A 10,673-nucleotide genomic window follows, 5' to 3' on the forward strand; every position below is an offset into this window, starting at 1 on the left:
CCGTCGTTCCACCGCCCGGCGTGATCCGAAAGCACGTCCTAGCCGAGCCGGCGCACTCCGGAGGGCGTGACCGCCAGGTCCACCGGCAGGTCGTGCGGCTCGGCCGGCACGCTCTCCAGCACCTCGTCCTCGTACAGCAGCACGGCCAGCACCGGCCGCACCCCGGCCCGCCCCAGCCGGGCCAGCACCCGGTCGTAGCTGCCGCCGCCGCGCCCCAGCCGCAGCCCGCGCCGGTCCACCGCCAGCCCCGGCAGCAGCACCGCCGAGGCCCCGGTGACGGCCTCCGGCCCCAGCCGCGGGCCGACCGGCTCCAGCAGCCCGCGCCCGGCCGGGGCGAGCCCCTGCGGCCCCTCGTACGCGGCCCAGTCCAGATCGTTGTCGGGCAGCAGCACCGGCAGCAGCACCCGCACCCCGCGCTCCCGCAGTGCGTCCAGCAGCGGCCTGGTCCCGGGCTCGGCGCCGACCGAGACGTACGCGGCCACCGTGGCACCCGGTGCCGCCAGCTCCCCGGCGTGCCCGGCCAGCGCGTGCGCCGCCTCCGCGCGCCCCTCGGCGGAGAGTGCGCGGCGCCGCGTCAACAGCCGTGTCCTCAGGTCGCTCTTCTCGTTGTGCATGGGATCCTCCGCAACTCTCCGCCGCCGGCCCGGTGTCGTCGACGCAGAGCCTGACACGCGAAAGGGCGCCCCGATTGTCCACCCCGCTGCTGGTCCAGGCCCTGGCCGTACTGAGCGCCCCGGCGCTGGCCGGTGCCACCGTGCTCGGGCTGCGACTGCGCCGGGGCCGCGCCGAGGCCGCCGCCCGCGAGCACCGGCTGCGCGAGCGGGTCGCCGAGCTGGAGGGCCGCTGCGCCGAGCTGGAGCGCACCGCCTCCTGCGACCCGCTCACCGGAGTGTGGAACTACCGCCACCTCCAGCTCACCCTGGACCGCGAGATCGAGCGGGCCCGCCGCGCCGAGCGGGCCGAGCAGCCCGAGGGGCCGCGCCCGCTGGCCGTCCTGCTGCTGGAGATCGCCGGCTTCGAGGCGGTCGTCGCCGAGCACGGCCGCGCCCGCGCCGGGGCGATACTGCGCGACCTCGCCCAGCGCCTGGCGATGGAGATCCGCCGGGCCGACACCCTCGGCCGCTACAGCGGCGAGGAGTTCCTGGTGGTGCTGCCGGACACCGGGGCCGAGGGCGCCGCCCAGGTCGCCGAGCGGCTGGTCTGGTCGGTCCGCCGGCACCTGCTGCTGGACTGGTCCTCCGGCACCCGCGAGCCCCGCCCCGCGCAGGGCAACGGCCTCACCGCGGCCGTCGGCGTCGCCGTGCTGCCCGAGGACGGCACCCACGCCGCCGTGCTGCTGCGGGCCGCCGACCGGGCCCTCGCCGAGGCCCGTGCGGCGGGCGGCGACTGCTGGCGGGCCTCCCCGCACCACCAGGGCACTCGCCCGCCCAGCACGCCGTCGCAGCCGCCCACTTCCGGTACGGAGCACGGGCCGACAGCCGAGGATGACTGTTCGGGAAAGCCGGGTAGTCTGTCGCCCTGTGCCGGAGGGGACCCCCTCTCCCAGCCGGTCGCTTCCCATACGCCTGCCACCGTGGCCGGGCCCCGCGACGTGCGTTCCTAGCCGTCCGGCCGCGCCCGGCCGGGCGAAAACGTGCCTGAGTAAGGTAAACGCATGACGAGCAACTCCCGTATCCCGGTAACCAAGGCCGTGGTGCCCGCGGCCGGACTGGGCACCCGCTTCCTTCCGGCCACCAAGGCCACGCCGAAGGAGATGCTGCCCGTAGTCGACAAGCCGGCCATCCAGTACGTCGTCGAGGAGGCCGCCGCCGCCGGCCTGTCCGACATACTGATGGTCACCGGCCGCAACAAGCGGGCGCTGGAGGACCACTTCGACCGCGCCTACGAGCTGGAGGAGCTGCTCGCCCGCAAGGGCGACGAGGACCGCCTCCGCCGGGTTCGCGAGTCCGTCGAGCTCGCCAACATGCACTACGTCCGCCAGGGCGACCCGAAGGGCCTCGGCCACGCCGTCTCGGTCGCCGAGCAGCACGTCGCCGGCCAGCCCTTCGCGGTCCTGCTCGGTGACGACCTGATCGACCCGCGCGACCCGCTGCTCGCGCGCATGATCGAGGTCCAGCAGGAGCTCGGCGGCTCGGTCGTCGCCCTCATGGAGGTCGACCCCTCCCAGATCCACCTGTACGGCTGCGCCGCCGTCAAGGCGAACGGCTTCGGCGAGGACGTCTTCCAGGTGACCGACCTGGTCGAGAAGCCCGAGACCGACGAGGCCCCGTCGAACTACGCCGTCATCGGCCGCTACGTCCTCGACCCGCTGGTCTTCGACGTGCTGCGCGAGACCCCGCCCGGCCGCGGCGGCGAGATCCAGCTCACCGACGCCCTGCGCGAGCTGACCACCCGCGAGGCGGCGGCCGGCGGCCAGGTGCACGGCGTGCTCTTCAAGGGCCGCCGCTACGACACCGGTGACCGCGCGGACTACCTGCGCGCTATCGTCCGTCTGGCCGCCGAGCGCGAGGACCTGGGCCCGGAGTTCCGCTCCTGGCTGCGTGAGTTCGTCGCCGCCGAGCTGCAGGACTGACACGACGACAGAGAGCGAGCCGCCGATGACCGGGTCCACGGAGCACAGCAACAGCCCCGCCGCAGCCTGCTGCGAGGGGTCCGCGGACCAGGCGCCGGCGGCTCGCCGCCTCTGGACGGTCGACGAGCACCTCGCCGACGTGCTGGCCGCGGTCGGCCCGCTGCCCGCCATCGAGCTCCGACTGCTCGACGCCCAGGGCTGCCGGCTCGCCGAGGACGTCGTCGCCGGCGGCGACCTGCCGCCCTTCGACAACAGCTCGATGGACGGCTACGCGCTGCGCACCGCCGACACCGACGGCGCCACCGACACCTACCCGTCGGTGCTCTCGGTGGTCGGCGACATCGCGGCCGGCGCCGGTGACCTGCCCCGGGTCGGGCCCGGCCAGGCCGCCCGGATCATGACCGGCGCCCCCGTCCCGCCCGGCGCCGAGGCCGTCGCCCCGGTCGAGTGGACCGACGGCGGCAGCGGCACCGGCCAGGCCGCCGACGCGATGACCGCCCCCGTCCAGGACGAGGAGGTCCGCGTCCTGCGCCCGGTCGCCGAGGGCGCCCACATCCGTCGCCGCGGCAGCGACGTCGCGGCCGGCGCCACGGTCCTGGAGGCCGGCACCCGCCTCGGACCTACCCAGCTCGGCCTGCTCGCCGCGATCGGCCGGGCCACCGTCAAGGCCCGCCCGCGCCCCCGGGTCGTGGTGCTGTCCACCGGCAGCGAACTGGTCCAGCCCGGCGAGCCGGTCGGACCGGGCCAGATCTCCGACTCCAACAGCTTCACCCTCACCGCGGCCGCCCAGGAGGCCGGCGCCATCGCCTACCGGGTCGGCGGGGTGCCGGACGACGCCGCCCGGCTGCGCGCCGTCCTGGAGGACCAGCTCGGCCGGGCCGACCTGATCGTCACCAGCGGCGGGGTCAGCGTCGGCGCGTACGACGTGGTCAAGGAGGTCTTCGAGTCCTACGGGGGCGGGGCCCGCGGCGGAGCCGCTGGTGTCGAGTTTCGGCGGCTGCGGATGCAGCCCGGCAAGCCGCAGGGCTTCGGCCGGATCGGCGGCGCGGACGGCGTGCCGCTGCTCGCCCTGCCCGGCAACCCGGTGAGCGCCTACATCTCCTTCGAGCTCTTCGTCCGCCCCGTCATCCGCACCATGCTCGGCGCCGCCGACGTCCACCGCCCAGTGGTCCGCGCGGTCTGCCCGGCGGCGCTGCGCTCGCCGGCCGGGCGCCGGCAGTTCCTGCGCGGGCGCTACTCGGCGGCCGACGGCACGGTCGAGCCGGTGGGCGGCGCCGAGTCCCACCTGGTCGGCGCGCTGGCCCGGGCCGACTGCCTGATCACCGTCCCCGAGTCCGTCACCGAGCTGCCCGCCGGCAGCGAGGTCGACGTGGTCCTGCTCGGGGGCTGAGCCCTGCACCCGTCCGGGCCCGGGGGAGGGGTACGGTAGCGCGGTATTCGACCTGCGCGCCCCTGGAGCCACCCGTGACCACCTCTCCCCCCGGCGACCGCCTCACCCACGTCGACGACCAGGGCGCGGCCCGGATGGTCGACGTCTCCGAGAAGGCCACCACCGCGCGCACCGCCGTCGCGGCCGGCCGGGTCAAGGTCTCCCCGAAGGTGGTCGAGCTGCTGCGCGGCGAGGGCGTGCCCAAGGGCGACGCGCTCGCGGTGGCCCGGATCGCCGGGATCATGGGGGCCAAGAAGACCCCCGACCTCGTCCCGCTCTGCCACCCGATCGCCGTCTCCGGCGTCAAGGTCGACCTCACGGTCGCCGACGACGCGGTGGAGATCACCGCCACCGTGAAGACCGCCGACCGCACCGGCGTCGAGATGGAGGCGCTGACCGCCGTCGCGGTGGCCGGCCTGACCGTCATCGACATGGTCAAGGCGGTGGACAAGGGCGCCACCATCGAGTCCGTCCGGGTGCTCAGCAAGACCGGCGGCAAGAGCGGCGACTGGTTCGCGGCGGAGGTGGAAGCGTGAAGGCGCTCGCCGTGACGGTGTCCAACCGGGCCTCGGCCGGGGTGTACGAGGACAAGGGCGGCCCGCTGCTGGTGGCCGGCCTGACCGCGATGGGCTTCACCGCCGACGGCCCCCGGGTCGTCCCGGACGGCGAACCGGTGGAGGCCGCCCTGCGCGAGGCCGTCGCCGCGGGCTACGACGTGGTCCTCACCACCGGCGGCACCGGCATCTCGCCGATGGACCTCACCCCCGAGATGACCGCCCGGGTGATCGACCGCCAGATCCCCGGCATCGCCGAGGCCATCCGCGCCCACGGTCGCGCGAAGGTCCCGACCTCGGCGCTCTCCCGCGGGCTGGCCGGCCTGGCCGGGCGCACCCTGATCGTCAATCTGCCGGGTTCGACCGGCGGTGTGAAGGACGGCCTGGCCGTCCTCGAACCGCTGCTCGCCCACGCCGTCGACCAGCTCGGCGGCGGGGACCACCCCCGGCCCGACGCACCGGCCTCCGGGAGAGCGCACTGAACGCCGGCTGGCCGGTGGAGCTCCAGGAGGGGGAGGTCGTGCTGCGCCCGATCCGGGCCCGCGACCAGCGTGAGTGGCAGGAGGTCAGCCGGCGCAACCGGGACTGGCTGCGCCGCTGGGAGGCCACCGTGCCGCCCGGACCGGCCGGGCAGGCCGCGGGCCCCCGCCCGACGTACCGGCAGATGGTCCGCTTCCTGCGCGGCGAGGCCTCGGCCGGGCGGATGCTGCCCTTCGTGGTGCTCTACAAGGGCCAGTTGGTCGGTCAGCTGACCGTCGGCGGCATCACCTGGGGGTCGATGTGCTCGGCGAACGTCGGGTACTGGATCGACGAGGCGGTGGCCGGGCGGGGCATCATGCCGACCGCCGTGGCGCTTTCGGTCGAGCACTGTTTCCGGACCCTCGGACTGCACCGGATCGAGGTCTGCATCCGGCCGGAGAACGGCCCGAGCCGGCGGGTGGTGGAAAAGCTCGGCTTCCGCTCGGAGGGAATCCGTCCGCGCTATCTCCACATCGACGGCGACTGGCGGGACCACCTGGTGTACGCGCTCACCGCCGAGGAGGTTCCGGAGGGGATGCTGGAACGCTGGCGGGCGCTCAGTTCCGGCCGCGAGCCAGGTAATTGAATATATGTTCGAATCAAATATCGATATGGCATCGTCGTGGCGACGGACAGGCACAAATACCGGCAAAATAGTCGGAGAATCAGCTTGATCACACGACACGCCGTGCCAAATTGCTGCCAGGTCTTCCCGGCGCCCGTACGGTGTGAATCGTGAGCAGTAGCGGCCTTATCTACGCCGTCATCGTAGGGGCCTGGGCCGCCTATCTGGTGCCGATGTGGCTCCGCAGGCAGGACGAACTCAACGAGGCGCGCCCGACGGAACGCTTCAGCACCGCCATCCGCCTGCTGGCCGGGCGTTCGGCGCTGGAGCGGCGGGCAGCCCGGGCCCTGGGCGACGAACCGCGTGACGACGAGCAGAGTGACGACGGCCCTCCCGGACGGGACGGGGCCGCCTTCGGCGACCCCGCGGCCGCCGGCGACCCGGTGGGGCCGGACGGCCCCGGCGCGGAGCCCCTGGCGGAGTCCGTCCCGGAGCCCGTGATGGAGCCCGCGCCCGAGCGGGCGGTCCGCGGCGACGGGCGCCCCGCCGGGGCGTCCCGGGGCGGGGTGGAGCGCCGGGCGCGGCTGCTGGCCCGCCGGCGCCGCATGGTCACCGTCCTCTTCCTGGCCTTCGCGCTCGGCGCGGTGGTCGCGGCGGTGGCCGGACTGGCCTTCCTCTGGGTCCCGGCGGTGCCGGCGGTCCTCCTCACCCTCTACATCGGCCACCTGCGCAAGCTGGAGCGCCAGCGGTACGAGGTGAAGCTCGACCGGACCCGGGCCGCCCAGGCGGCCGAGCGGCTGCGCCAGCGGGAGCAGCAGCGCACCGAGGCCCGCGCGGCCGAGCGGGCCGCCGCACCGGCCCCGGCCGCCCCGGCGCAGGCCCCGGAGCGGGTCCCGGCGGCCGACGGCGCCGAGGCGCGGCCCGGGCGCCGTCCGCACCTGCGGCTGGCCGTCGACCCCGAGGAGGGGGCCGGGTCCGTGCCGTCCGCCTCGGCGGTGGCGGAGGCGACCGAGCACGAGGAGTGGGTCGACGGCATGCGCGAGCGCGGTGCGGCCGGCCCGGACTCCTGGGAACCGGTGCCCGTTCCGCTGCCGACCTACGTGACCGCGCCGGTCGCCCCCCGGGTCTCCCGCGGCCTCGACCTGTCGGCCCCCGGCACCTGGACCGCCGGCCGCCCGGCCGAGTCCCGCAGCACCCCGCTCTTCGACCAGTACGCCGAGCCGCCGGCCGCCGAGAGCCGGCCCCGCGCGGCCAACGAGTGACCCCCTCCGGCCCCCGACCAGCACCGGGTCCCGGGGGGTGGTCACAGACCCCCTCCGAAAGGTGCTAGAGTTTCTTCTCGTTGGGGCTGTGGCGCAGTCCGGTAGCGCACCTCGTTCGCATCGAGGGGGTCAGGGGTTCGAATCCCCTCAGCTCCACCCAACAAGGGCCCCGCCCGGTCGAGAGACCGGGCGGGGCTTCTGCGTTGTGGCGGCAACCCGGCCGGAGGGGGCGGGAGTTGGCCGTGTGACGAGCGTCACGCCGGGGGTGGCAGGTGCTCTGACGGTCAGTCGCGGACGACCACCACCGGGCAGGGGGCGTGGTGGAGGCAGTACTGGGCGACGGTGCCGAGCGGGGCCTCGGGCGGGGTGGAGCGGCCACGGTTGCCGAGCACCAGCAGGGCGGCCCCGGTCGCGGCGGCGACCAGGCAGGGGCCCGGCGGGCCGGCCTTGAGGCGGCGGCGGACCGGGAGCGGGCAGCGGGCCAGGGTCTCGTCCAGGATCTCGGCGGCGCGGCGTTCGGGGCCGAAGCCGTCCAGGACGGGCGGGACGAGGCCGTACGGGCCGTCGAGGCCGGGGAACTCCCAGACGGCCACCGCCTCCAGCGGGCCGCCGGTGAGGGCGGCCAGGCGGCTCGCCCAGCGCAGCGCGGCGTGAGAGGGCGGCGAGCCGTCCACGCCGACCACGATCCTGCCGTCGGGCTGCCGGGGCATGGTTCGAGGGTAGGCCGGTGGGCGCCGGACGGAAACGGCTGAGGGCCGGCCGGAGGTGGTCCGGCCGGCCCTCGATCCGGGCACGGGGTGGGTCAGGGGCGGTCGGAGCCGGCGTAGGGGCCGGGCTGGGGGGCGCCGGACTGGGGCGGGACGGCGCCGTAGCGGGCCGGACGGCGGCCGTGCGGGTGCCGGGTCAGGTTGTAGCCCAGGACGCCCGCCAGGGCGGCCAGGAAGCCGCCGCCGATGGTCCAGTACCAGCGGCTGTTCCAGCCGGAGAACCAGCCGGTGTACCAGTGCTCCTCGGGCTCGACCGGGGCGGCCGCCTTGGCGGTGCTCGCGCCGCCGCCCGTCGGCGGGACCAGCGGGGCCTTGAGCTCGCCGCCCTCCGGCTGGGCGTTGTCCGCGTCGCCCTTGGCGGTGACGTGCAGCTGGACGGAGGTGGCGAGGCCGAGGTCCGGCTGCGGGACGTCGCTGACCGACAGCTTCACGTAGTAGGTGCCGGGCAGCGGGTCGCCGGACCACGGCTCGGCCCAGGAGCGGACCTCGCGCAGGGTGCAGCTCAGCGCCAGCGAGGCGGTGTTCTGGTCGCCGGTGGCGTTCTGGGTGCCGGCGGTGCAGGACTGGCGGCGGCGCAGGCCGTCGAAGACCTCCACGGACCAGGTCTGCGGGCCGTGCCGGTCGGTCGCGGGGGCCAGGTTGACGGTCAGGCCGATCGTCGGGGTCTGGCCCTCGGAGGCGCCGAACGCCCAGTACAGGTAGTCGCCGGTGGAGGCGGCGACGTTGGCGTCCTGGCCGGGGGAGAGGTTGACCGCCGTCAGGAAGGACGTGCCGGCCTTGGTGGCCGGGGCCGGCGCGCCGCCGGCGCTCGCCGAGGGGGTCGGCGAGGCGGCCGAGGCGGCCGGGGCTCCCAGCGCGAGGGCGGGCAGCAGGGCGAGGGCGGCGAGGGTGCCGCGAGGACTCGTACGCATCGTCAGTTCTCCCGCCAGACAGCGATCCGCCAGCGCGCGATCCAGCCGAACAGCAGGCCGAACACCAGGCCGGCCAGGGTGAGGGTGAGCAGCAGGATCCAGCCGCGGCCGAGGCCCATCGCGGCGCCCTCGGGGGCGGGCGAGGCGGAGGCCAGGTCGACGGTCAGCTCGATCGGCAGGCCGGGGTCGGCCTGCACGCCGGCCTGCGGGGCCAGCGAGTTGCTGACGACCAGGCAGACGGTGGTCTCCGGCTTGGCGCTCGGTGCGGAGCTCGGGCTCTTGGCGACGTAGCCCTTGGAGTCGTCGGTGGACCAGCGCAGACCGGTGGAGATCAGGTCGGTGCGGCCGCTGCCGGCGTCGGTGCCGCGGACCAGTTCCTGGCCGGTGGCGCTGGTGGCCTGGAGCAGGACGCCGTAGTCCCGGGCGACCGCGCGGTCGAGCGCGACGCTGACCGAGGCGCGCAGCTCCTGGCCGGACTTGACCGGGACCTTGTAGACGCGGTGCTCGGAGAACTTCTCGCGGTCGCTGTAGACGCCCGGGGCGAGCACCGGGGCGTTCTCGCACTTGTCGGTGCCCGCGGTCTTGACCGGGGTGACGGTGTACGTGTCGTTGGAGCGGTCGACCAGCTGCTTCACCTTGTCGGTGAGCTGCTCCTGGGTGCGCACGTCGGTGTAGGTGCCGCCGGTCGCGTTGGCGATGCAGGTGAGCTGCTGGCGGGTCTTGTCGTCGTGGGCCAGGCCGAGCGTGTCGACGACCAGGTGGATGCCCTGGGAGGCGAGTTCGCGGGCGACGTCGCACGGGTCGGGCGGGGTGCAGGTGTCCTCGCCGTCGGTGATCAGCACCACCCGGCGGGTGGTCTCGCCCTTGCCGAGGTCCTGGGCCGCGCCGCGCAGGGCCAGGCCGATCGGGGTCCAGCCGGTGGGCCGCAGGGTGGCGACCGCGGTCTTGGCCTCGACCTTGTTGGTCTTGCCGACCGGGAAGAGCTGCTTGGTGTCCTGGCAGCCCTGGTTCTTGTCGTTGCCGGGGTAGTTCGCGCCCAGGGTGCGGATGCCGAACTCGGTCTCCGCGGGCAGCGCGTCGATCACGTCGTTCAGCGACTGCTGGGCCACCGAGATCCGGCTCTTGCCCTGGATGTCCCGCTCGTTCATGGAGCCGCTGACGTCCAGGACGAGATCGACCCGGGGGGCCTCCTTGGGCGCGGCGGAGCCTGCTGATGGTTCGTCGGCGTGGGCGGGCAGGCCGAGGAGCAGCGAGGCGCCCGTTATCGCCAGGGCGGCCAGCAGGCCGCCGAGCCTGGTGTGTGGTCGTCGTCCGGTAGTCACGCGGCAGATCCTAGGGATCATCAGTTCGCCATGGCCAACGAGTGGGAGGCCGGTCCGGCGCTTGGCCCGGCGGCCGGACGATCCGGCAATACCGGACACACCGTGGCGAAGAGTCAATCCCTATGGATAGTGCTCGTTAGGGTGACGAATCGGGGCACGGGCGTCGGCGTCCGGACCCGGCCGGCATGTCCGATTCGTTGGAAGGACCCGCAGTGAGCAACCTCTTCGCGATCGCCTACCCGGACCTCGCCACCGCGCAGGCGGTGCGCAAGGAAGCGATCGGCCTGCAGAAGCAGAAGCTGATCGAACTGGAGGACGTGGTCGTCGTGGAGCGCCGCGACGACGGAAAGATCAAGCTGCACCAGCAGGTCAGCACCACCGGCGCGGGTGCCGCCAGCGGCGCGCTGTGGGGCGGTGTCATCGGGCTGCTGTTCTTCATGCCGTTCCTCGGCGCGGCCGTCGGCGGGGCGACCGGGGCCGCGGTCGGCGCCGCCACCGACATCGGGGTGGACGACAACTTCATGCGCGAGGTCGGCGAGCACCTTCAGCCCGGCACCGCCGCGGTCTTCCTGCTGGTGCGCAAGGCCACCGCCGACAAGGTCGTGCCCGCGCTGGCCCGCTACGGCGGCCAGATCATCCAGACCTCGTTGTCGGCCGCCGCCGAGGCCGAGCTGAAGGCCACCGTCGAGGCGGCCCGCACGCACGACGCGCCGGCCTCCGCCTGACCCTGCGACCAGCCGCTCAGGTCGGGGCGGACCGGCCCTGCGGTTCG

12 protein-coding genes and 1 tRNA gene are annotated in these 10,673 nt (G+C 74.8%); 9 read left to right on the plus strand and 4 right to left on the minus strand.

Annotation, left to right across the window (positions count from 1 at the left end):
• Positions 1 to 38: 38 nt before the first annotated feature.
• Complete coding sequence (locus ABTY15_RS22630; RefSeq protein ID WP_350596892.1) at positions 39 to 614, minus strand: 5-formyltetrahydrofolate cyclo-ligase; 576 nt, start codon at positions 612 to 614, stop codon at positions 39 to 41.
• 74 nt (positions 615 to 688) lie between these two features.
• Between ABTY15_RS22630 and ABTY15_RS22635 the strand changes: the two genes are divergently transcribed.
• The 8 genes from ABTY15_RS22635 to ABTY15_RS22670 all read left to right on the plus strand — a co-directional run bounded on the left by ABTY15_RS22635 (position 689) and on the right by ABTY15_RS22670 (position 7,057).
• Positions 689 to 1,603 (plus strand): GGDEF domain-containing protein, encoded by a 915-nt coding sequence (locus tag ABTY15_RS22635; RefSeq protein WP_350596895.1) that lies wholly within the window; start codon positions 689 to 691, stop codon positions 1,601 to 1,603.
• 51 nt (positions 1,604 to 1,654) lie between these two features.
• Positions 1,655 to 2,572 carry a UTP--glucose-1-phosphate uridylyltransferase GalU gene (gene galU, locus ABTY15_RS22640; RefSeq protein WP_350596899.1) on the plus strand — a complete coding sequence of 306 codons (918 nt, stop codon included), beginning with the start codon at positions 1,655 to 1,657 and terminating at the stop codon, positions 2,570 to 2,572.
• A gap of 25 nt (positions 2,573 to 2,597) precedes the next feature.
• Entirely contained in the window at positions 2,598 to 3,962 is a 1,365-nt protein-coding gene (gene glp, locus ABTY15_RS22645) for a molybdotransferase-like divisome protein Glp (protein ID WP_350596902.1), read from the plus strand.
• 134 nt (positions 3,963 to 4,096) lie between these two features.
• Positions 4,097 to 4,537, plus strand: a complete 441-nt coding sequence (gene moaC / locus ABTY15_RS22650) for a cyclic pyranopterin monophosphate synthase MoaC (RefSeq protein ID WP_350597003.1) — start codon at positions 4,097 to 4,099, stop codon at positions 4,535 to 4,537.
• On the plus strand, positions 4,534 to 5,037 hold the full coding sequence (locus ABTY15_RS22655; RefSeq protein WP_350596907.1) for a MogA/MoaB family molybdenum cofactor biosynthesis protein: 504 nt from the start codon (positions 4,534 to 4,536) through the stop codon (positions 5,035 to 5,037). The genes moaC and ABTY15_RS22655 overlap by 4 nt, the downstream gene beginning before the upstream one ends.
• 14 nt (positions 5,038 to 5,051) lie before the next feature.
• Positions 5,052 to 5,660 carry a GNAT family N-acetyltransferase gene (locus tag ABTY15_RS22660; protein WP_350596912.1) on the plus strand — a complete coding sequence of 203 codons (609 nt, stop codon included), beginning with the start codon at positions 5,052 to 5,054 and terminating at the stop codon, positions 5,658 to 5,660.
• 149 nt (positions 5,661 to 5,809) lie between these two features.
• Complete coding sequence (gene sepX, locus ABTY15_RS22665) at positions 5,810 to 6,901, plus strand: divisome protein SepX/GlpR (RefSeq protein ID WP_350596916.1); 1,092 nt, start codon at positions 5,810 to 5,812, stop codon at positions 6,899 to 6,901.
• An 82-nt stretch (positions 6,902 to 6,983) separates the two neighbouring features.
• A tRNA-Ala gene (locus ABTY15_RS22670) sits at positions 6,984 to 7,057 on the plus strand.
• Between the two features lie 128 nt (positions 7,058 to 7,185).
• Here the strand turns inward: ABTY15_RS22670 and ABTY15_RS22675 are convergent.
• The 3 genes from ABTY15_RS22675 to ABTY15_RS22685 form a co-directional block, all read right to left on the minus strand.
• Positions 7,186 to 7,611: a universal stress protein gene (locus tag ABTY15_RS22675; protein WP_350596920.1), complete on the minus strand. Its 426-nt coding sequence runs from the start codon at positions 7,609 to 7,611 to the stop codon at positions 7,186 to 7,188.
• Positions 7,612 to 7,703: 92 nt separating this feature from the next.
• Positions 7,704 to 8,579, minus strand: coding sequence for a peptidase (locus ABTY15_RS22680; RefSeq protein ID WP_350596922.1), 876 nt, complete (start codon positions 8,577 to 8,579; stop codon positions 7,704 to 7,706).
• Between the two features lie 2 nt (positions 8,580 to 8,581).
• On the minus strand, positions 8,582 to 9,901 hold the full coding sequence (locus ABTY15_RS22685) for a VWA domain-containing protein (protein WP_502893565.1): 1,320 nt from the start codon (positions 9,899 to 9,901) through the stop codon (positions 8,582 to 8,584).
• Between the two features lie 212 nt (positions 9,902 to 10,113).
• Between ABTY15_RS22685 and ABTY15_RS22690 the strand changes: the two genes are divergently transcribed.
• Positions 10,114 to 10,626, plus strand: coding sequence for a DUF1269 domain-containing protein (locus ABTY15_RS22690; protein ID WP_350596927.1), 513 nt, complete (start codon positions 10,114 to 10,116; stop codon positions 10,624 to 10,626).
• The last annotated feature ends 47 nt before the right edge of the window (positions 10,627 to 10,673 follow it).

This window comes from Kitasatospora sp. NPDC097643, assembly GCF_040302625.1.
Taxonomy (GTDB): domain Bacteria; phylum Actinomycetota; class Actinomycetes; order Streptomycetales; family Streptomycetaceae; genus Kitasatospora.

Coding starts and splice junctions, on each gene's coding strand:
- ABTY15_RS22630 (WP_350596892.1), bottom strand. CDS start 614: ATGCACAACGAGAAGAGCGACCTGAGGACACGGCTGTTGACGCGGCGC.
- galU (WP_350596899.1), top strand. CDS start 1,655: ATGACGAGCAACTCCCGTATCCCGGTAACCAAGGCCGTGGTGCCCGCG.
- glp (WP_350596902.1), top strand. CDS start 2,598: ATGACCGGGTCCACGGAGCACAGCAACAGCCCCGCCGCAGCCTGCTGC.
- moaC (WP_350597003.1), top strand. CDS start 4,097: ATGGTCGACGTCTCCGAGAAGGCCACCACCGCGCGCACCGCCGTCGCG.
- ABTY15_RS22675 (WP_350596920.1), bottom strand. CDS start 7,611: ATGCCCCGGCAGCCCGACGGCAGGATCGTGGTCGGCGTGGACGGCTCG.
- ABTY15_RS22680 (WP_350596922.1), bottom strand. CDS start 8,579: ATGCGTACGAGTCCTCGCGGCACCCTCGCCGCCCTCGCCCTGCTGCCC.